This window comes from Paenarthrobacter sp. YIM B13468, assembly GCF_042788025.1.
GTDB lineage: Bacteria > Actinomycetota > Actinomycetes > Actinomycetales > Micrococcaceae > Arthrobacter > Arthrobacter aromaticivorans.
This window is the reverse complement of record NZ_JBHZPI010000016.1, coordinates 94,877-114,949: the sequence shown is the minus strand read 5'-3', so window position 1 is coordinate 114,949 and position 20,073 is coordinate 94,877. Positions and strand designations below refer to the sequence as shown.

16 protein-coding genes and 1 pseudogene are annotated in these 20,073 nt (G+C 59.8%); 12 read left to right on the top strand and 5 right to left on the bottom strand.

The genetic code is table 11. The annotated features are described in order from the left end of the window. Positions 1–110: 110 nt before the first annotated feature. The 4 genes and pseudogenes from ACFX4T_RS16045 to ACFX4T_RS16030 form a co-directional block, all read right to left on the bottom strand. Positions 111–1,451, bottom strand: coding sequence for an MFS transporter (locus tag ACFX4T_RS16045; protein ID WP_223948853.1), 1,341 nt, complete (start codon positions 1,449–1,451; stop codon positions 111–113). Positions 1,452–1,760: 309 nt separating this feature from the next. After that, the gene (locus ACFX4T_RS16040; RefSeq protein WP_377652639.1) at positions 1,761–3,287 is read right to left on the bottom strand and encodes a family 43 glycosylhydrolase; all 1,527 of its coding nucleotides are present in this window, start codon (positions 3,285–3,287) and stop codon (positions 1,761–1,763) included. A 637-nt stretch (positions 3,288–3,924) separates the two neighbouring features. After that, on the bottom strand, positions 3,925–4,557 hold the full coding sequence (locus ACFX4T_RS16035) for a GDSL-type esterase/lipase family protein (protein ID WP_223948855.1): 633 nt from the start codon (positions 4,555–4,557) through the stop codon (positions 3,925–3,927). Between the two features lie 296 nt (positions 4,558–4,853). Further along, positions 4,854–5,852: pseudogene (locus ACFX4T_RS16030) on the bottom strand (DUF4192 domain-containing protein). 646 nt (positions 5,853–6,498) lie between these two features. On the opposite strand from ACFX4T_RS16030, the gene ACFX4T_RS16025 reads away from it, so the two are divergent. From ACFX4T_RS16025 to ACFX4T_RS15970, 12 genes are all read left to right on the top strand, one after another. Next, the gene (locus tag ACFX4T_RS16025; protein ID WP_223948856.1) at positions 6,499–7,458 is read left to right on the top strand and encodes an aminotransferase class I/II-fold pyridoxal phosphate-dependent enzyme; all 960 of its coding nucleotides are present in this window, start codon (positions 6,499–6,501) and stop codon (positions 7,456–7,458) included. Between the two features lie 250 nt (positions 7,459–7,708). Next, a complete protein-coding gene (locus tag ACFX4T_RS16020; RefSeq protein WP_223948857.1) occupies positions 7,709–8,665 on the top strand; it encodes an ABC transporter substrate-binding protein in 957 nt (318 codons plus the stop codon). A gap of 36 nt (positions 8,666–8,701) precedes the next feature. After that, positions 8,702–9,358, top strand: a complete 657-nt coding sequence (locus tag ACFX4T_RS16015) for an amino acid ABC transporter permease (protein WP_223948858.1) — start codon at positions 8,702–8,704, stop codon at positions 9,356–9,358. Further along, on the top strand, positions 9,355–10,032 hold the full coding sequence (locus ACFX4T_RS16010) for an amino acid ABC transporter permease (RefSeq protein WP_223948859.1): 678 nt from the start codon (positions 9,355–9,357) through the stop codon (positions 10,030–10,032). The genes ACFX4T_RS16015 and ACFX4T_RS16010 overlap by 4 nt, the downstream gene beginning before the upstream one ends. 114 nt (positions 10,033–10,146) lie before the next feature. Next, entirely contained in the window at positions 10,147–10,911 is a 765-nt protein-coding gene (locus ACFX4T_RS16005; protein WP_223948860.1) for an SDR family NAD(P)-dependent oxidoreductase, read from the top strand. A gap of 14 nt (positions 10,912–10,925) precedes the next feature. After that, positions 10,926–11,828: an amino acid ABC transporter ATP-binding protein gene (locus tag ACFX4T_RS16000; RefSeq protein ID WP_223948861.1), complete on the top strand. Its 903-nt coding sequence runs from the start codon at positions 10,926–10,928 to the stop codon at positions 11,826–11,828. A gap of 50 nt (positions 11,829–11,878) precedes the next feature. Beyond that, positions 11,879–12,607, top strand: a complete 729-nt coding sequence (locus ACFX4T_RS15995) for an amino acid ABC transporter ATP-binding protein (protein ID WP_223948862.1) — start codon at positions 11,879–11,881, stop codon at positions 12,605–12,607. A 295-nt stretch (positions 12,608–12,902) separates the two neighbouring features. Next, positions 12,903–14,534: an FAD-dependent oxidoreductase gene (locus ACFX4T_RS15990; protein WP_223949273.1), complete on the top strand. Its 1,632-nt coding sequence runs from the start codon at positions 12,903–12,905 to the stop codon at positions 14,532–14,534. Positions 14,535–14,566: 32 nt separating this feature from the next. Continuing rightward, positions 14,567–15,901, top strand: coding sequence for an MFS transporter (locus ACFX4T_RS15985; protein ID WP_223948863.1), 1,335 nt, complete (start codon positions 14,567–14,569; stop codon positions 15,899–15,901). A 23-nt stretch (positions 15,902–15,924) separates the two neighbouring features. Continuing rightward, the gene (locus tag ACFX4T_RS15980; RefSeq protein WP_223948864.1) at positions 15,925–16,812 is read left to right on the top strand and encodes an MBL fold metallo-hydrolase; all 888 of its coding nucleotides are present in this window, start codon (positions 15,925–15,927) and stop codon (positions 16,810–16,812) included. Positions 16,813–16,816: 4 nt separating this feature from the next. After that, positions 16,817–18,421, top strand: coding sequence for a thiamine pyrophosphate-dependent enzyme (locus ACFX4T_RS15975; protein ID WP_223948865.1), 1,605 nt, complete (start codon positions 16,817–16,819; stop codon positions 18,419–18,421). Then, on the top strand, positions 18,418–19,269 hold the full coding sequence (locus tag ACFX4T_RS15970; RefSeq protein ID WP_223948866.1) for a hypothetical protein: 852 nt from the start codon (positions 18,418–18,420) through the stop codon (positions 19,267–19,269). The genes ACFX4T_RS15975 and ACFX4T_RS15970 overlap by 4 nt, the downstream gene beginning before the upstream one ends. Positions 19,270–19,364: 95 nt before the next feature. On the opposite strand, the gene ACFX4T_RS15965 is transcribed toward ACFX4T_RS15970, so the two are convergent. Continuing rightward, on the bottom strand, positions 19,365–20,072 hold the full coding sequence (locus tag ACFX4T_RS15965; RefSeq protein ID WP_223948867.1) for a GntR family transcriptional regulator: 708 nt from the start codon (positions 20,070–20,072) through the stop codon (positions 19,365–19,367). Position 20,073 lies beyond the last annotated feature (1 nt).

Genomic DNA, 20,073 nt, shown 5'->3' with positions numbered 1-20,073 from the left:
CTTTCTCCTGCTTCGCTGTGTGTCAGGCGCCCAGTAAGAAACGTTTGTTCTGGGTGCCGGAAATGGTTATTCAAGGAGGCGCGGACCGATGTCCGCGCCTCGATGGATTGTTATCTCGCCCCACGCACCCGGGCAGCAGTGATAGCAGCGCCGAGGCTGAGAAGGCCGCCAACGATGAACAGCGCGGTGTAGTTAGCCCCCGTACCGCCGACGGCCAGGACCAGGGGTGCCATGACGGGGCCCACAGTGCTGGCGAGGCTTCCCGAGAGGAAGTAGATGCCCATCCATTTGCCGTTCTCGTTCCCCTTCGGAACAACGTCTGCTGCGAGTGCCAGGTCTACCGAGTTGAAGGCTCCGATACCTGCTGACAGCACGACACCGCCAATGATGTAGGTGAGGAAGTCTGGGGAGATGGCAATCGCGATGGAACCAGCGGCGATCATTGCCGAGGACAGGTAGATAAATGGCTTGCGGCGCCGCAACCGATCAGACAGGTAGCCGCCGCCGAGGGTGAACAGGAGCGTCCCGAGAAGGCTGAGGCCGCCGACCGTTGCCATCTGCTGGCCTGCGGTCTCGGGTGTGAAGCCCATGCGGTCCAACAGGAAGTAGAACTGGTAGGTCGAGAAGAAGGAGAATCCGATATTGAGTGCGAACTTTCCCACCCAAACCCATGCAAAGTCCTGGTGCTTTTTAGGGTTGAAGGCGAGGTGACGGAAAATGTCCATCAGCGAACCGATGCGGGCTTCCTTGGGGGCAGGGGCATCGGGCACGGTCACCAGCCACAGTGCCGCCGCGACGGCAAACACTGCCACGGGCGCCAGAAAAAGGAGCAACAGGTTGCTCGTCAGGAAGCTGCCCGCCAGAGTTGCCACGACTCCGGCAACTGATGCTGCCACGCCGCTAAGGGAACCCAACCGGCCGCGCTGATAGTCCGGCACGCGTTCGGCGAGGGTAGGATTCAGGGCTGCGCTGATTGAGCCGGCGCCGAGTTGGGCGATGATCCATCCGATGATAATGACCCAGACGTCTGATGCTAGCGCGATGATGACGGCACTTACGAGTGAGAGCGCCAGACCCCCAATGAGGTAGGGCCGGCGACGTCCCCACCGTGTGCGGGTGGCGTCGCTGAGGACACCAAAAATTGGACCTGTCACGAGGCTAATGAAGCCGCCGATGCCAATAATGAGACCAAGAGTCGCCTCTTTGGTCCCGGGGTCTATCAGCTGCACTTTGTACGCGAGGCTGAACAATGTAGGCATGAGCAAGACAAGGAAAAACCCGAAATAGGTCAGCGCGAAAACGGTGGTGAACCACGCCCCGACCTTGGGGATAGCAGGCGCTTCTCCGACTGAATCCCGGGTTTCTGGGCGCTCTGCCAAGGCCTCGGCGGTGAAGCTCTGGGGTAACGAGCCCGGAACGACGTGGCTGGTGGATTCTGACTGATCTTTCATGACGGCTCCGTTGACATCCAAATTCGGGGGCGGCAACTGCCACCACCGGACTATATGAACATTGTAATTGACTCGTGTCAATAGCGTGCGGGAGGTCCCATGGATAGGGGACACCCCCGGTATGACACGTGGTATCGGCGGCACCCGTCGGGGGGCGCACCTCAGGACAAAGGCACACACGGAAAAGGCCTAACTCCCGGCGTCACCCTTACTTGGCTTCCCCTTTGGACCGCAGGGAGTTGCCCGGTTTGACATCACACCGCGCAGTCCGGTCTGGGGTCGCGGCGCTGGTGTTGTTCTTTGGGTGGGCTAAGTTTTGTTGGCTCCGGATGCTTGAAGTTCACGTTCACACCCGGGGGTGCCTGCGTTCTCCAAAGTTAGATAGGAAATGCGTTTGGCGACAATCGCGCCCGCTGTCGGCTCGATACCGAAGGTTCGTCCGGTGAAACCACCTGCTACTTCCGTTGACAGGTAACGACCGTCCAGGGTGGCAAGGATTTGTTCGTCTCCGCCCGCCGTCAGGATGGAAAGCTCAACAAGGTCCGGTTCGTGGGCTGGATAAAGCGGGTTTTCTCCCGGTTCACGAACCGTAATCCGCAGAGTGACATTGCGGCTGTCCTCTACGGCCAGGTGGCCCAGAGAGGCGATGGAGGGGCCGATAGCTGCAACGGCTTCGGCGCTCGTTTCATTAACCACGAGTCCGTACCAATGGGCACTATCGATTCTGAGAAGGAACCGGCAGGAACCGGTACTTACGTCGATGGTCGCTTCTGCAATCCACTCCCTATCGCGCGCCCTGGCCAGAAGCATGCCTTGAGGTTCATCTTCTTTAGGCGCATCGATCTTAATTCCGGCCGGCGTCTGACTTGAGATGAAGTCCTGGAGATGCACGTTCGGCGAAATCCACCGCTGATCCAATTTCCGGGAGTCAAAATTGTCAACGAAGGAGTGCGTAGGAGGCGTTGGCGTGAATCTCTCCTCATCAATAACGGGCCACCCGTCGATCCATGCAACGCCCGCCAGGAACGTTTCGCGACCGTTGACATGGAACATAGGGCTACGGCCCCGCGGCCGGACACCTAGATATACCACCGCCCAGGAACCATCCTCCAACTCCACCAAATCCGAGTGCCCCGTATTTTGCACAGGGTCACTCGTGCTGCGGTGCGTCAGGATGGGATTGCTTGGTGAGGGCTCAAAAGCACCGTCCAGGGTTCGAGATCGCGCGATGGTCGCGACGTGTCCCCGCTCAGTTCCGCCTTCGGCCAGCAGTAAATACCACCATCCATTCAGACGGTAAAGGTGCGGACCCTCAGGATGGGCCAGACCAGTACCCTGCCACAAAAGTCTGGGTTCGGACAGCATGACTCCGGTTTCTGGGTCAACAGGCACGCTCGCTATGCCCTGGAGGCCTGGAACAGATGACACCCACGTCAGGTGACAGAGGCCGTCTTCGTCCCAACACAAATCCGGGTCGATGCCGACAGCTCCCTCGACATAGACGGGATCAGACCAGGGGCCCTCAGGGTCTTCGGCTGACACAAGCAGTTGTCCCCGTCCGCACTCGAGAACGTTCGTGGTTACCAACCAGAACTTGCCGTGATAGCGAAGGGTCGTGGCGTAGACACCAGTGCTGGGCGGAGCCATACGAACATTAAGCTGACTCTCCCTGCTGAGTGCGTTAGTTATCGGCGTCCAGGTTGTCAGGTCGGCACTGCCGTGAATCGGAGCTCCTGGCGCAAACTCGAAGCTGGAGTTGGCGATGTAGTACATGCTGTCGCACCGGCATATTGAAGGATCCGGGTAGAAGCCGGCAATTATTGGCGTACTGCTCATGAAGACTCCTGGAAGTGATGGGAATTACATAAAAGCAGCTCTATTGTCGCGTGTCAACGATAATTGAAACGAATCATATTTGTGAAGCCCTTCGATGGTGCCCTGCCCGAAGGCTCCCCTCCTGCCTTTCTTCTGCCCAGGGGCCACACTGAGTTGCGCGCACACTCCGATCTGAACAAATTCAGGGGAAGGGCAGCCTAGGCCAGCTCACCCCGGTTCCGTTGACTGGAGGCATCAAGTCCTCTTTTCGGATAATTCGCGCTTCGACTGTGCCAGGTAGGACCGGTCGCCACCAGGACGTTTCCGGGCAATGGCTACCTGTCATCGGGAATTGCTGTTCTGTTTGTGCGCGCCGGGCTGTCGCATCTCTTCGCTTCACTTCTGGCCTTGAAGGTGGTCGAGTGCCTGGCCGAAGACGGAGACGATTCCTTCGATGTCGTCTGGTGTGGGGGAGCGAGGTGAGGAAAATTTGTCCCTTTCTGCTGTCCGTAGCGAGGGTGAGCTTCCCGTTCCGCGAGCACGGTGAACGGTCTTAGCACACCTGTACCGTGTAAGTTCCTGCCGGCTCTACCCGCCGGGCCAGTCCTATGTCCCGTCCGCAGAACTCCGAGAAAATCACTGGCCCAGCAAGGCTGAGTTACGCGCCGACTGCCGGCGACGTGGCCAGTTCTGCCATGTGAGGATCGAGCTCATCGCACCACGCGCGATAGCCGGCTCCAGTCAGGTGCAATCCGTCCAGTGAAAACCCGCGCCGAAGGTTCCCGTTGTCATCGGCGAGTGCTGGCCAAAGGTCCAAGTACTCCGCATCGTGCTGTCTTGCTACGACGGCGAGCAGGGTATTTGTAATCGTTATGCTTTGCCGCCAGCGGGGGCCGCGGGGCATGATGCTCTGAACATAGAGCCTTGTGCCGGGGGTGGCCGCCTGAATCCGTCGCAAGATGGCTGATACGTTGGCAGCAACCTCTTCCGGAGTGTATCTCAGCACAAGATCGTTGGTGCCTATCAATATGAAGACTGCACGCGGCGCATTGATTGCTGTGTCAGTCCTGGCGAGAACCTGCTCGGCAGTTTCCCCGCCGATTCCACGGTTGATGGTGTTTTGGTTTGGAAACCATTCATGCCATTCACCACCCTCAGTGATGCTGTCACCCAGCATGACCACAGAACTTGGCTGCGGCACCAGCTCCGCAAATTGTGTTCGCCGCATTTCCTGCCCTTGACCCATTTGCAGGCGGGAAATGTGAAGCGCGATCCTCTTGGCCAGTGTCATTTGCAGCTCTCCATTCCAGTGTGTGCCGCGCTCATCGGATAAACGGCCCTCGCAGCAGGGTCCGTATGTTGAGCAATAAGTGGAGCACGGCGAATTGTCACGCGTCAATGAGCATGATAAGCGATACATCTTGACTGATGGACTGTCGAGGGCCGGTCCTACGCGCTACCAAACGAGGGGTAAGTTCGAAAATGCGCGTGGAGCGGGGTGAACCAAAGATGAGCGCCAGTCTCCCACCTCCGAGAACTTTCGAACGCCGATAACGGATGTTCCGTAAAGCTAAGCAAGACGGGGGCTCATGGCATGTCGAGGTTGTTCTTGCAGGCGGTGGTTTTGTTGGTGTTCCATCCTGCGATGATGCCTGCGCCGAGCATGTGGTCGGTGAGCCGTGCGAAGCGGTATCCGGGGTCGGTGTCGAGGGCGAGTTGGAGGTATTGGTGGGCTTTGGATCCTCTGCCTTCCCACCAGTTGATGTAGCCGATGGTGGTGAGGATCGGCGCTGCGTGTTCTGGTGCAGTGAGGGTGTAGGTGTGGGTGAGGAGTTGTTTGGCCCATTCGATGCGCGACCAGTCCGGTGCTGTGGTGGTTTGGGCGAAGAGGATGCGTTCGGGCGGTTCGTCGATGCCGGGGATGTCTGCCATGAGCCGGTCGCGGATGTGCGGGAACTGGAAGTAGGCGATGAGCTTCAGGACGTCTTGGTCGGTGGGGTAGTCCTTGGTCTCCAGCATTGTGGTCCAGAGTTGGTGTCCGTCGTGGGTGGCATTCGCTGGCGGCCGGCTGAGGATGGTTTGTTTGTGGTGTTCGACGGCGGTTGCGTGCTCTTGCTTGTGGGTCGCCGCTGGGAGGAGCAAATGGTTCGAAGGTTCGATGGTGCTGCCGCGGTAGATGAATTCGGCGTTGACTTGTGAGTATTCGGTGGTGCTGAGGGGGATGGCGATGTCGGGTCCGGGTGGGGTGTCGTAGGGGGAGACAGCTGTGCTGGTGACGTAGATGCCGTCGCGGATGGTGATGCCTTTTTGGGCGAGGACTCCGGTGAGGGCGGCAATGGTCTTGCGGTGCGGACGAGCTTCTCCTGGTTCCGGGAGTTCATTGGTGTAGAGGGCGAAGACGATGCCGTTGGCTCGTTCATCCGTCGTGAGGTAGGCGGCGACTGTTCGAGCGAAGTGGACCTCCAAGCCGGGTTATTGGGGGAGGTCGATGCGGAGGGTCGCGCCGACTTTGTCGTTGTCGAGGGTGATACAGACGAGGCTCGCTGTGGGCCAGAAGCCGAGGGTGTGGCCGATGAAGCTGAGCATGTCGGCGGGGTCCTTGATGGTAAGCGAATTCATTGTCCTGTTCCCTTGTCCGTTGTCTCACGTGACTCTCAGTGGTGGCCGCTCGATGGGGACCAAAGTGCCGATCGCGGCGCCACCAATAGGCTCAGCGAAGCGTGCGGCTATTCAGAAAGCCCTACAGCGGATATGCATCTGGTAATTCATGCGGATCCATAGCCGCGGCACCATGACCGTGGACGGTCCAGGTTTCATGCGACGGCAAAAGGTCGCTGCCAGGGAAGGAGTCTGGCTGTCCAAACGCGCCAGGGCGTCGAACGCAACCCGGCGGGATGCGTTTAGTAGTCCCAGGCACTCACGGGACCTACGGGCAAGAGGTGCTGGTCGTACGGTGGCGCGACATATGCGCCGTTATCGGCGGCTCACCGAACCGTCAGGATTTATACGCTTGCCGAGTACGAGAAGTTTCCGGTGTTGATCCTCGAGGAATTGTTGCGTCACTTGTTGTTTGAGGAGGACGTGCGCGGCAGGACTGTTGGTCCAACAATCCGCTGATCGGCAGTCCGTTGACAAGACGTGAATAGAATTTCTACTTACGAGGCAAAGGCACGGTAGCTGCCCCGACAGTGTTGACCCCCTTCGGCGTACCGCTCAGGGCGGGACGTTGATCGTGGCTCCAACTAGACATAAAGCTCATGAAGGAAAACGGTTTCAGGATGATCCTGCGTGCTCCGATAGCGCGCGAAAGCCCACTGGGCCCCTTCGAGTCGGCGTTGGCCGCGGCGATGAAAGAAGTCAGCTCCGCCAACACGTACCCCGAGGCAGGCCATGGCCAACTTCGTCAGGAATTGGCCACCCATTTCGACAGTCCTTTGGAGCATGTGGCCGCCGGCGCTGGCGCAAGGAGCCTGATCCACCACTGTCTGTTGCCCTCCTTGATGAAAGAGCCAACATCGTCACTTCCGGCCCTACGGTCGCCGCATATGAGCGCGAGGCCCTGAAGCAAGAGGCGGTCGCGCCGCAGGTCCCGCTCAGGACCGACGGCGCGAGTAACCTCCTGGCCATGCTCTCAGCAATCAACAACAAGACACGGTTGGTGTACATCCGTAACCCCAACGACCCGACCGGGGCAATTGTTGGTCGGGATGACCTGCTGCGGTTCGTTGAGGTAGTCCCGGAGTCCATATGGATTGTCGTCGATGAGGCCTCCATGGAGTATATCCGCGAAGGGCACTTCCCCGACACGATCAAAGAGATTGAGTTCCGCCGCCCAAATCTCGTAACACTGCGGCCCTTTTCCCGTGCCTACGGCATGGCCGGGCTTCGCATCGGCTACATCGCGGGTCCGCCAGGACCAATTTCAGCCATCCAGAAGCTTCAGAGCACCGACCGGATCTCCTCCGTGGCTCAAGCTGCGGCGAAGGCAAGCCAGCAGGATAGGGATGAGCTTGAGCGAAGAGTGGAGCTGAACCGCCGCAGTCTTTTTGACCTGCAGCATGGTCTGGACGCGCTCGGGCTGGATTACTACCGGCCCCACGCGAACTTCGTGGAAATCCAAGAACCCCGACCCTATGGCCTACGCCAGAAGGCTGCCGTTCCGAGGCGTGCTTGCGCAGCCCTATGTAGGTGACCCGACGGGGGTGCGCATACCAGTCGGTACACCTTCGCAAGCAAACACAAAGCTTCTCGCCTTGGCCAGCATCCCGTCTGCCAGTTCCCCGGCCTCCGACGGCTGAAAATCGTCATCAAGCGGCAATCTGCCGGAAACTTCCAAATACCACTATGAACCTGTAGGTTTTCCTATACGAAATGAGATAGCATGATTTGCATCACATCGACGTGGCCCTTGGTGGGCGCGTCCCCACAAGGAAGGACTTGAGATGGCCATCAGCGACAAGACCGAGAATGACTCCCAGGAAACCGCGACCACTAAGTCGAGCGAGCATCCTGGCCGTCGAGGCCTGATCGCCGGCGCTGTAGCCGGTGCCGCTGTTTTTGGAGCGACGCGACTCATTCCCGTTGCGGATGGGGGATCCGGCGGGGGAGGGTCAAACGCCGCTGACAAGGAGGCACTGATCGATAAATGGCGCCGGACCAAGGAAGCGAATCTGGGCTGGGAGTTCTCAACGCCGTTGATGCAGTTCCGTAACTCGGCGGGGGAGCCGGACGGATTCAGCGTCGAGATGGTGAAGCTGATGATGGCCGACCTGGACAAGGACATCAAGATCAACTTCACCGAAATGCCCTTCGCGCAACTGGTACCCGCCCTGGCGTCGGGCAAGGTTGAGATGCTGGAACCAGTCACGAACCTGCCCGCGCGAGCCAACGAGGGACTGTTCGCCGACATTCCTGCAAACTACGCACCCATCTATGCTGTGCGCAAGCCGGGCAGCACGCTCGAAAAAGACGAACAGCTGAATGACCCTGCAATCAAAATCGCCGTGATCCAGGGCTCCTCTCAAGCTGCCATCGGCGCCCAGCGCTATCCCAAGGCCACCTTCGTCGCACTGGCGGACGCCACGGTCGCGATCGCTGAAGTAGCTTCCGGTCGGGCCGATGTCACGCTCGCGTCCATTTTCAATGTCATGAACGGCATTCGGAACAATCCGGGGCTGAGCGTTCTTCCGGGCGACCCTCTGTACGTTGACTTCAACACTTTCCTGCTGCCCCAGGGCGACGTCAAGTCGCAGATGTGGATTTCAAACTGGCTGCGCTACCAAGCCGCACGCGGAACGATCGCAGCACTTTGGAACAAGTGGGTTGGGGATGCGCTCCGGAGCGAATTCAAGCTCCCGGTCGTCACGGTTGGCCCGGGCGGCGCCCTCTCTCAGGTCTAGCCGGATCCCGGCAACCGAATAACCACTTAGGAAAAAATGCCTGATATGAAATGGGGCGAAGTCCTCAGCCGGTATGACCTGTTCCTTGCCGGGGCAGCGGTTGATATCTACATTGCCGTGGCCAGCTTTGTGCTTACTGTTCTCATCGGACTGAGCTTGGCCTCGATGTCCCGCGGAAACAAGTTCTCCAAAACGGTTTCCTACATCATCGTCCAGATAGTCCGCGGGGCCCCGTTATACGTTTTGCTGCTTTGGGTGTACTTCGGTGTGTCGCAGCTGGCCGGATTTAATATTCCTGCGGTGGCGGCCGCGATCATTGCCCTCGGGCTTGCCACCTCCGGCGTGACGGCCGAAGTCTTCAGGTCCTCCTTCCTTGCATTGGATAAAGGGCAGGCCCTGGCGGCAAAATCCTTTGGAATGACTCGATGGCAGGCGTACACGGCCGTGCTCTTCCCCCAGGCTATCCGGATAGCCCTGCCCCAGTTGGGCAACGTCTTCGTTATGCAGCTCAAAGGCGCCACCTACGCGGCCGTGATCGGCGTTGCTGAAGCTGTTTTCGTTGCCCAGGACATCTCAACCGGGCTGTTCCTACCCTTCGAGGCGTACGGTGCCTTGGCGGTAATCCTTATCCTCATGGCGTTTGCAGCGTCCTTCGTCTTCACCCTCACCGAAAGGAGGCTGCGGATCAAATGAGCGAATGGTTCGATAAACTCTGGGCCACCTGGGGTCCAGTCCTGGGGTCCACTGGAGCCATATCCGAAGGAATCTACGTCACTCTGGCAGTGACCTTCGCGTCGTTCGGCCTGGCTTGCATCGGTGGGCTGATACTCACTCTCATGCGGCAAAGCGGGTTATCTTGGCTGGAGAAGGTGGCCTTCACGCTGACGCAGGTCTTCCGGTCACTATCGGCCTACGTGTACGTTCTGTTCATTTACTTCGCCCTTCCGGCCTTCACGGGAGTGTCCATCCCACCCATTATGGCCGGCATCATCGGCCTCACCATCTTGAATAGCGCCTACATCGCAGAGATCCTGCGTTCGGCACTGTCCAGCGTCGGCCCAGGTCAGCGCGAAGCGGCCGCAGTTCTGGGCATGACCACCACGCGCACTTACACGGACATCATCCTGCCCCAGGGCGTGCGCGTCGCCATTCCCTCCCTCGTGAGCCAGCTGACGATCATCCTTAAAGACTCTTCGATCATCGGCGTCATCGGCGTCGCCGACATCATGTACCGGGCCAGCCACACAGCAGCGAAGACGTTCCAGTACTTCGAGTACTACACGCTGGTCGGGCTCATGTACGTGGTTGTCGTGTTCATCATGACGATCTTCAGTTCTTGGGTCGAACGGAAGCTTCGCATCCCGTGACCCTGCCCGACTAGCTATCAGCTTCCCGACAGCCAAACCGGGCCGTCGTGAAGCTTGAAACAAACCCACTGCCCTGTGTAGACCACATGTCACCATCAAATACGGAAGGTTCCCATGCGTTTTCAATCAAAGGTAGTCCTCATCACAGGAGCTGCCGGCGGCTTGGGGGAGGCCTCCACCCGGCGCTTTGCCTCCGAGGGCGCAAACCTGATTCTCACCGATCTGGATCAGGAAAAAGTGGAAACCCTCGCAGCGAAATGCCGGGCAGAATACGGATCCACCGTACTCACCTCCGCAGGCGACGTATCCGAGGAAACCGTAGTCAACGGGCTGGTACAGGCAGGACTAGAGGCCTTTGGGCGAATCGACATCCTGTTCAACAACGCAGGCATCAACCCAACGGGAAACGTCGTGGATACGCCCCTGGCTGTTTGGGATCTGACCATGAAAGTAAATCTCCGCTCGGCCTTCCTGATGACCTCACGGGTAATCCCCTCAATGATCGAAGCAGGAGGTGGAGTCATCGTTAATACGGCGTCCATTGCCTCCTTCAAGGCCTCCACCAACGAAGCGGCTTACAGCGTTTCGAAAGCCGCCCTGTTGCAGCTGACGAAAGTCACAGCACGTGACTTCGCAGACTTAAACATTCGGGTCAACGCCGTCTGCCCGGGAATCCTCGAAAACTTCATGGCCGACCGCAAGGTCATCTCCTCAGAGGAAATGATGGCAGAGCGCCGGGCCCGGGTACGCGAAATCGTCCCCTTTAAAAGGGAAGGCCGCTATGAGGAAATCGCCAATCTGGTTGCTTTCCTCGCCTGCGACGAATCTTCCTACGTCACTGGCGCCGCCTTCACGGCCGACGGCGGCCTCACAGTATGAAAGGGTCACAGGCCATGAACGATCCGCTGGTTAAGAACGGCGAAGAACTCCTCACCACCGGAACCGCCGCAGAGGGCGAAATAACTTCCGCGCCGGAGACAGCGCTAGACCCTGGCGCCACCCCGGAAGAGACGCCGATCATCTCCCTCCGGAAGGTCTCCAAAACCTACAACGCCGGCACTGCCAAGGAAGTCAAAGTCCTCAAAGGCATCAACCTCGACATCTACCCGGGTGAAGTGGTAGTTCTCGTCGGCCCCAGTGGCTGCGGCAAGAGCACACTCCTGCGCTCGATGAACCTCATCGCCCCGCCGGACACCGGGTCCATCACGTTCAAAGGCAAAACCTGGTCAAACAGCCAGATCGATTTCTTTGATTTCAAAGCCCGGAAAGCGGAGGCCCAGGCCCTTGCGCAATGGCGGATGTCCATGGGCATGGTGTTCCAGAGCTTCAACCTCTTCCCCCACAAGACGGTCCTCCAAAACGCCATGATTGGCCCCCTTCGGGCCAGGAACATCAACCGTGACCAAGCTGAACGGCTCGCACGGGCAGGATTGAAAAAAGTGGGCATGGACCAGAAAGCCGACTTCTTCCCCAGCGCCCTCTCAGGCGGACAAAAGCAGCGCGTGGCCATTGCCCGGGCCTTGGCCATGGAACCAGACGTCATGCTTTTTGACGAAGCCACCTCAGCCCTTGATCCTGAACTCCGCATCGACATTCTGGAGGAGATGAAGCAGCTTGCCGCCGAAGGAATGACCATGATCGTGGTCACCCATGAACTCGCTTTCGCACGCGAAGTCGGCAGCCGGGTCATCTTTATGGAGAGCGGTCAAATCGCCGAAGACGGACCTGCCAAAGAAACCATCGACAATCCCACACACCCCCGGTTCATCGAGTTCCTTCGGGCCCTCCACCACTAAGACGGGCGGCGGGCGGGCGCCAGTCCCGCCGACCAAGCAAAGGACAACACATGATCACTGTTAAGGACATCTCCAAGTCCTACGGAGACGTGGAAGTGCTGCGGAACTGTTCCCTGCAGGTAGAAAAGGGCGAAGTCGTCGTCATCTGCGGCCCCTCAGGCTCCGGCAAAAGCACATTCATCAAAACCCTCAACGGGCTGGAACCCATCAACTCCGGTTCGATCGACATCGCCGGATTCACCCTCAATCCTGGGAAAAAGGTTCCCCGAAAGCTCCACCTGGAAGTTGGCATGGTTTTCCAGCACTTCGAACTGTTCCCGCACCTGACCGCCGCGCAGAACGTCGCCCTGCCGCAGGTCAAGGTTCTCCGTCGAAGCAAGGCCGAGGCCATGGAACGCTCCGCCCAGCTTCTGGCACGCGTTGGTCTGCAAGCGCACAGCAGCAAGTACCCGCAGAACCTCTCCGGCGGCCAACAGCAAAGGGTGGCCATCGCCCGTACCCTTGCTATGGACCCCCAGGTCATGCTGTTTGACGAGCCCACCTCAGCCCTTGACCCCGAAATGGTTAACGAAGTGCTCGCCGTCATGACCGGTTTGGCGAAAGATGGCATGACCATGCTGTGCGTAACCCACGAGATGGGCTTCGCCAAAAGAGCAGCCGACCGGGTTGTCTTCATGGATCAAGGCAAGATCCTCGAAGACCTCCCGACGACCGATTTCTTCGAGAACTCCACAACCCAGCGTGCCCGGGACTTCCTGTCCAAGATTCTGGTGCTCTAAACGCTCAGTCCATTGACCACCACCCCGTTCGTGACCATACCTATTGCATACGATTTCATATCTTGTATGGAAGGGGTGGTTCGTGACAGTGGACCTTCCATTTTCCTCCCGATTTCATTATTGAAGGATCTCCTATAGGATTTCCAATAGCATGATGGTCGTCACGGCCCGGTGATCCAGACAACTATCTGCTTGGCCGTAATCAGCCGCGAAGGAGAACAAGCCCGATGAGATCCGCAACGAGCATGATGGTTTATCCGTCGACCTCGCAGCCATGGACGGGGGCGTGAAACCTATGAATCGCTTCTTCTACGATGTGGCGATTGCCGGTTCAGGCGGAGCCGCGCTCGTTGCGGCCTGTGCCGCGGCCGATCGTGGTCTCTCGGTCACCGTGTTGGAATCGACGCAGTTCCTCGGCGGGACGACTGCGCTCTCCGGCGGCCAGATGTGGATCCCGGGTTCTGCCGCCATGCGCAGGGCGGGGTTGGAAGATTCGGTTGATGAAGCCCTGCAGTACCTCCGGCGCCTGTCCCTGGGAACGACCTCTGAGGCTGCACTGCACTCTTTCGTGGTCAACGGCCCCCGGTTCATCGCTTACCTCGAAAACGAACTTGAAATGCCGATAGTCAGCATCGACCGTCCCGACTACCACCCCGACTGGGACGGGGCGGCCTGGGGGCGCTCCGTGGAACCGCTGCCGGTGACCACGGACGAACTTGGTGAGTGGCGTCATCGCGTCCGGACGTCGCCGACACGAGGTCCGATCACCGGCCCGGAGTCACGCACCGGAATCCCCGAACCTGTCCTTCGTGAACGCACAGCCAATGATGTGCGGACCCAAGGATCAGGGCTTGTTGCCGGATTGGTAAAGGCTGCGCTCCGCCGCGGCGTGGACTTCCAAGTTCAGGCCGCGGTCCGCGCCGTCAGACGAGAGGGCGGCCATTTCGTACTGGATACCGCCAAAGGGCAGATCAGCGCAGGCAACGTAGTGCTCGCCGCAGGTGGGTTTGCCCGGAATGCAGCCCTTCGCTCAGCATTCCTGCCACCAGTCGACATTGCTCCCACCGCAGCACCTGGCTCGCAGGGCGATGGGCTGAGGCTGGGCACCTCTTTGGGGGGTACCTTGCGAAGCATGTGCGAGGCATGGTGGACCGCTGCCGTGTCGATCGCCGGGGAATCCATCGACTCAGCCCCTTTGCACCGAAATGTTGTGCGGGAGCTGGCCTACCCGGGGTCCCTTCTCGTAAATGCGGCAGGGAAGAGGTTCGTCAATGAAGCCAGTTCCTATAACGACCTCGGCAAGGCCTTCTTCACGTTCGATCCCACCAGCCACCGATTCCCCAACCAACCAGCATGGCTGATCTTCGACTCCGCCTTCCGGAGTCGGCGCACAGTTGCCGGGGTAGGACCCAATGCGTCCCTTCCAGATGAGTTCATCCAAGCCGAAGATCTCCAAACGCTTGCACAACAGGCCGGCATCGACCCCAACGGGCTGATCACCACCGTCACCGAGATGAATCGTATGGCCGAAGCAGGCACCGATCAGCAGTTCGGCCGGGGTCATAATCCGCATGACGGGTTTAACGGCGACGAAGCACATCACCCCAATCCCTGCCTGGGTCCGATCGACCAAGGTCCCTTCTTCGCCGTTCCCGTTGTCCTTGGCGCCAACGGGACCAAGGGTGGTCTGGTCACGGACCATATCTCACGGGTCCTCGACCACGACGGAGTCCCGATTGAGGGCCTCTTTGCTGTCGGCGAAAACGCGGCGGCACTCATGGGTCCGGGATATGCCGGTTCCGGAGCGTCTCTGGGGCCAGCCCTAACGGCAGCCTTCACACTCGCCGAGCACTTGGGCAAGGGCCACTCCGCCCGAGACGACAACGACAGCAACAATTCAAAAGCCCGCCAGGCCACACGCTCCTGACGGGGCTGTAGCATCAGAAAGGAAGGCCATCCATGGCCACCCCAACCAACACTTTGCCTCGCCCCAAGCCGAGGATTATCTTTGCTGCGTGCTTCGGGCACGCTGTGGAATGGTTCGAATTTGGAGTCTACGGTTACCTCGCCACGGTGCTGGGTAAGGTCTTCTTCCCGAGCAGCGATCCGACCACCTCCATCCTGTCCGCGTTGGCTGTCTTCGGGGTAGCCTTTCTTGCCCGTCCTGTCGGAGCGGTCATCTTCGGCAGCCTGGGGGACAGGCTGGGACGCCGGGCGGTGCTTTCCACCACCATCCTGCTCATGGGTGGTGCCACCACTGCCATCGGCCTGCTGCCCACTTATGAAGCCATTGGAGTTTTCGCTCCGATTTTGCTCATTTGCCTCCGCCTGCTCCAGGGCTTGTCTGCCGGCGGTGAAACCTCGGGCGCGGCGGCCTTCCTGGCCGAGTCAGCCCCCAAAGGCCGCCGCGCATTGTGGACATCCAGCATCCAGGCAGTTGGCATCGTGGCCTTCGTCGTGGCTGCCTCCCTCGTGGCAGGCTTGACCGCCGTACTGGGTGAGGCCCAGCTGATGGCATGGGGCTGGCGGATTCCGTTCCTGCTCTCCCTGCCTTTGGCCGGCATCGGCCTTTACCTCCGCTTCAAGGTCGAAGAAACCCCCGCTTTCCAGGCTGCTGTGGCCAAGGAAGAGGGCGAACACCAGCGCGTTCCGATGAAGCAGCTGTTCGGTCATCACAAGAAGGCGCTCCTTCTTCTCATCTGCATCGTCATGGTGGAAGCCGTCGCGTCCTACGTAGCCAAGACCTATGCCTCCACGTACCTGATCTCCACCATCGGACTCAGCTCCGGCGCCGCGCTGCTGTCCACCTCGGTAACCCTGCTGCTGGCCGCCGCCATGATTCCGTTCTATGCACTCCTGAGCGACAGGATCGGACGTAAGCCTCTCCTCATCGGCGGCACCGTCGGCCTCATGGTCCTGGCCGTCCCCGCCTTCCTCCTGATCGGTTCCGGCAGCCTTGTCGGGGCAATTGTCGGCCAGATCATGGCCATCGTTCCCGGCACAGCCATCTCGGTAGCCGTAGTCGTTGCGCAGACCGAGCTTTTCCCGACCGAGGTCCGCTACTCCGGAGCTTCCCTGGGCTACAACGTTGCCTACGCCCTATTCGGCGGCACAGCACCCTACGTGGCGGCATTCCTCGTTGCTTCGACCAGCCTGAAACTGATGCCGGCGTTCTACCTGATCGTGATCAGCGCTGTCGGACTCATCGCGATGTGGAAGCTGCCCGAGACCTTCAGGAAGAACCTCATCGGCGCATCGGCTGAACCCGCACGCGTCCCAGCACATTCAAAGTGAGCCCGGACGCAACGATGCCGCACATGGGTGAGGCGAATGCCCCTAAGCAGACGGCCAGTAGAAACGAGCTTGTCGTGCTTGGCTCAGCTGGCGGCCCGACGCCAAAGCCAGGCCGACGGCCCGTCTCTCATGCCCTGGTGGTGGACCAGAACATCTCTCTCGTCGACTGTGGTAACGGAACCATCAGCCAGTTCGTTAGCGCCGGACTGGACCTTGGCAGCCTTCGCCGGATTCTGATCACGCACCACCACATCGACCACGTCGCAGATGTGGCCATGTTCCTGCACCTTGCATGGTCACAACTGCGTGCACCGGTCGAAGTCATTGGCCCACCACCGGTGGCCCGTCTTTTCGAACTGCACTACGAAGCGTTCGACTTCGATATCCAGTCGCGCATGAACGATGAAGGCCGCAGGCACCTGCGCGAGTTTGTGCGCGTGCATGAAATTACGGGCCCTGAAATCTTCGACGACGGCTCTGTCACGGTCACGGCCGCGATGGTTGAACACCCGCCTGTCGAGTTTGCCTTCGGGTACCGGATCGATCAGGCAGGACGGAGCGTTTGCTTCTCCGGCGACACAAGGCCTAGCGAATCCTTAAGCACCCTTGCGCGCGGATGTGACCTGTTGATCCATGAAACGACCTACCTCACAAACGCCACGGACTATCTCAGTGCTGAGCGGGCCACTCTCGTTTTGCCCCGGATGCGAAGCGTCCACAGCGATCCCAAGGGCGCTGGACAGGTCGCTGCCGCTGCAGGGGTCTCAGGGCTTCTGCTGAGCCCGGTAGGGACCTTCGGCCCTGCTTCGGACGAAGAGATCCTCGCCGAAGCAGCCGCCGAATTCACCGGCGAGGTCTGGGTCGGCCGAGACTTCCTACGCATCCCACTTCCACAACCAGGAGAAAAGTAATCCCATGACCACTTACAACACCGGCGGCGAGGCCGTCGTCAGCAGCCTCAAGGCCAACGGACTCACCACCGTCTTCGGGCTCCCCGGCGTTCAGAACGACTGGCTTTACAACGCCTTCTACGATGCCGGCGATGACATCCGCATCATCCACACCCGCCACGAGCAAGGTGCCGGTTACATGGCACTTGGACACACCATGGCCACGGGAAAGCCGAGCATCTGCAACGTCGTGCCCGGCCCCGGGGCGCTCAACGCGGGGGCAGCCCTCGCCACGGCCTACGGCCTGAACGCCAAGATGCTGTTCCTTACCGGTCAAATTTCTCAGAAAATGATCGGCCGGGAAATGGGAACGCTCCACGAAGTCCCCGACCAGCCAGGGATGCTGCGGTCGCTGACCAAGCACTACGACCGTGTCACCCATCCAGCTGAGGCCGGCCAGAAAATCGCCGATGCGATCCGTGCCATGAACTCAGGACGTCCCCGCCCGGCAGCGCTGGAAGTCCCCATGGACGTGCTCGAACAACGAGCTCCGGTCTCCGATACCGTCCCGGTGGCCGACGCGCCCGAGGACATCATCGACGAAGAAGGCATCGAAAAGGCCCTGAACATCCTCGCCGAGGCCAAGAACCCGATGATTTTCGTGGCCAACGGCGCCCAGGACGTCTCCGCGGAAGTCACCAGGCTCGCCGAGATCCTCCAGGCCCCGGTCGTTGGCTACCGCACCGGACGTGGAATCGTTGACAGCCGACACCCGTTGAGCGTCTTCCTCCCCGAGGCAAAGCCACTCTGGGCCGAAACGGACGTCGTCCTCGCCCTCGGAGGCAGCGCCCGTTCTGCTCTTCAGGGATGGGGCAAGGGCAAGCGTAAGCTCATCCGCATCGACGTCGACCAAACCGTCCATGGACGCTACGGACAGCCCGACGCGGCGATTACCGGCCGCCTTGAAGCGCACCTTCCGGTCTTGATCGAAGGTCTGGAAAAGCGGGGCATCCAGAACGCGGACATCACCGAACAGATGACACTGGTCCACAAGGAATGGAAAGAGCGCAGCGCCGTTCTTGACCAGCAGACGGCATACCTTGCCGTTATCCGCGAAGCACTAGGCGTCGACGGTGTCTTCGTTGACGAATTGACCCAGATCGGCTTCGCCAGCCGTATCCTGCTCCCCGTCTATAAGCCCCGTACCTTCATCTCCACCGGCTACATGGGCACGCTCGGTTACGGTTTTCCCACAGCTCTTGGAGCCAAGGTGGCCAAGCCGGACACCCGTGTGCTGTCCGTAACGGGAGACGGCGGTTTCATGTTCGCAGCAACCGAGCTGGCCACAGCGGTCCAGCACAACATCGGTCTGGTCACTGTCCTGTTCAACAATTCCCAGTACGGCAACGTCCAGCAGATGCAACGTGACCTCTACGGCGGCAAGGTGATTGCCACCGACCTGGTCAACCCGAACTTCGAACAGTTCGTCACGTCCTTCGGAGCGTCATACGGTCGTGCCACCTCCCCGCAGGAGCTTGGACCGGTCCTCGAAGATGCCTTCCGGTCCGGCCGGCCAACCGTCATCGAGGTCGTGGTGGGAAACATGACCAGTGTGGACCAGTTCCGGTGAGCAAGGCACTGAAAAGCCCACCAGCGCCATACCTGAAAGAGCTGTGGACAAAGCTCGAAGTTCTCCGCTGCGTCGTGGTCGTGGGCCTGCCCGGGACGGGTAAGAGCCTGCTGGTTCGGGAAATAGCCGCTGCCGCAGCCGCTGCCGGACGAAACAGCAGTCTCCTGCAATGGGACGTCTCCCGAGAGAGTTGGGACTCCCACCCCACCGCATCGGCACTCTTCCCTGAGATCGACGGCGTCACCCACTCGGGGATCCGCCTGGCCATGGGCTCCTGGGTTCGAACCACGGTGGGGAAGTGGTTCAGTAACCACGCCGGGCTTGAGCAACTGCTGATCGTGGAGGCCCCCCATATCGGAGGCAGGTTCTCTGAGCTCTCCCACATCGTCGATGACCAGGCTGAACAACCATTGGCAGGCGCAGAAACCCTCTTCGTCCTGGTGGCCCCAACCAAGGAACTGCAACTCACACTCAAACGCCAACGCGCCGCTGACATGGAAGCCGGGCAGGGCACTTACGAGAGCAACAACGCTTCCCCTGACCTTCTTGATGAACTGACTAACTCCCTTCGTGGTCCGGCAGGAGAGCTGGGTATCACCGGTTCAACCTCCACCGGGTATGACCCCGGTCTTTACGCCGGACTCATGCAACATGTCCTACGGCACCGGCATGTCCTGCTAGTCCAACCGGACGAGCTGATGGAAGTCACCGGATCCGTCTATTCCCTGGGGAACAGCTCGGAGAGGCTTTGGGCAACGGAGGAAGAGGTCAGCGCATCGCTTGACCCCGTTGCATCACTGTCTCCAGATGAACTGTTGCAGCGGACCGATTCCTGGTTCAGGTTCTAGCCAAATCCCGGAACAAAAGAAAGGTGGTACAGGCCGACCGGCCTGTACCACCTTTCTTCTTTGGCTTCGCTCGAGCTAGAGCACCCTGTTATCGGTCATGCTGCCGGACGGGAATTCAGCTTCTCCTGGACACGGCGGACCAGGACCAACGTGTGCTCTCGGCTGATCTCTTCGAGGCTGGCGTCAGCTTCCCCGTTTTCGATGGCGTCGATGATCCGGGTATGGAAACCAATGGTTTCCTTGCCCGCTGACAAGCCCAGGGTCTGAATGATGATGCCGCGTTCCCGGGCAAACACCAGGCTGCTGACCGTGTCCGTCCATTGGGACAGGCGCTGAAGCTCCTGAATAAGCAGCGCGTTGGGGCAACGGTCATGGATCATCTCATGGAACCGCCGGTTCAAGCTGGTCCAGGATTCGAAGTCGAATTCTTCCAGGGCACCCAGAAGGCTGTCGTTGGTCTCCCGTAATGCAGCGATCTCCTCAGCCGTCAGCAAGGGAGCCGCGGCGCGGGTCGCGTACGCCTCCATGACTGCCTTCATCTCCATAAGATTGAACCAGTGGGTCTTGTCCAGCTGCACGATGGAGGGACCGGAGTTCGCGCCGTACTCGACCAGCCCCTCGGCCTCAAGCCGCCTCAACGCTTCCCGGATCGGTGCTTGGCTGACCCCGATATCCTTGACTAGATTGTCAATGATCAGCCTCTGCCCCGCGGCGTACTGCGAGCCGACAATGCGGTTACGCAGGATTTCGTGGGCATAATCGACCTTGGACTGGGTGGCTGAGGCTGGTGCTGTAACTGACATG

Coding starts and splice junctions, on each gene's coding strand:
- ACFX4T_RS16045 (WP_223948853.1), bottom strand. CDS start 1,451: ATGAAAGATCAGTCAGAATCCACCAGCCACGTCGTTCCGGGCTCGTTA.
- ACFX4T_RS16040 (WP_377652639.1), bottom strand. CDS start 3,287: ATGAGCAGTACGCCAATAATTGCCGGCTTCTACCCGGATCCTTCAATA.
- ACFX4T_RS16035 (WP_223948855.1), bottom strand. CDS start 4,557: ATGACACTGGCCAAGAGGATCGCGCTTCACATTTCCCGCCTGCAAATG.
- ACFX4T_RS16020 (WP_223948857.1), top strand. CDS start 7,709: ATGGCCATCAGCGACAAGACCGAGAATGACTCCCAGGAAACCGCGACC.
- ACFX4T_RS16015 (WP_223948858.1), top strand. CDS start 8,702: ATGCCTGATATGAAATGGGGCGAAGTCCTCAGCCGGTATGACCTGTTC.
- ACFX4T_RS16010 (WP_223948859.1), top strand. CDS start 9,355: ATGAGCGAATGGTTCGATAAACTCTGGGCCACCTGGGGTCCAGTCCTG.
- ACFX4T_RS16005 (WP_223948860.1), top strand. CDS start 10,147: ATGCGTTTTCAATCAAAGGTAGTCCTCATCACAGGAGCTGCCGGCGGC.
- ACFX4T_RS16000 (WP_223948861.1), top strand. CDS start 10,926: ATGAACGATCCGCTGGTTAAGAACGGCGAAGAACTCCTCACCACCGGA.
- ACFX4T_RS15995 (WP_223948862.1), top strand. CDS start 11,879: ATGATCACTGTTAAGGACATCTCCAAGTCCTACGGAGACGTGGAAGTG.
- ACFX4T_RS15990 (WP_223949273.1), top strand. CDS start 12,903: ATGAATCGCTTCTTCTACGATGTGGCGATTGCCGGTTCAGGCGGAGCC.
- ACFX4T_RS15985 (WP_223948863.1), top strand. CDS start 14,567: ATGGCCACCCCAACCAACACTTTGCCTCGCCCCAAGCCGAGGATTATC.
- ACFX4T_RS15980 (WP_223948864.1), top strand. CDS start 15,925: ATGGGTGAGGCGAATGCCCCTAAGCAGACGGCCAGTAGAAACGAGCTT.
- ACFX4T_RS15975 (WP_223948865.1), top strand. CDS start 16,817: ATGACCACTTACAACACCGGCGGCGAGGCCGTCGTCAGCAGCCTCAAG.
- ACFX4T_RS15965 (WP_223948867.1), bottom strand. CDS start 20,072: ATGTCAGTTACAGCACCAGCCTCAGCCACCCAGTCCAAGGTCGATTAT.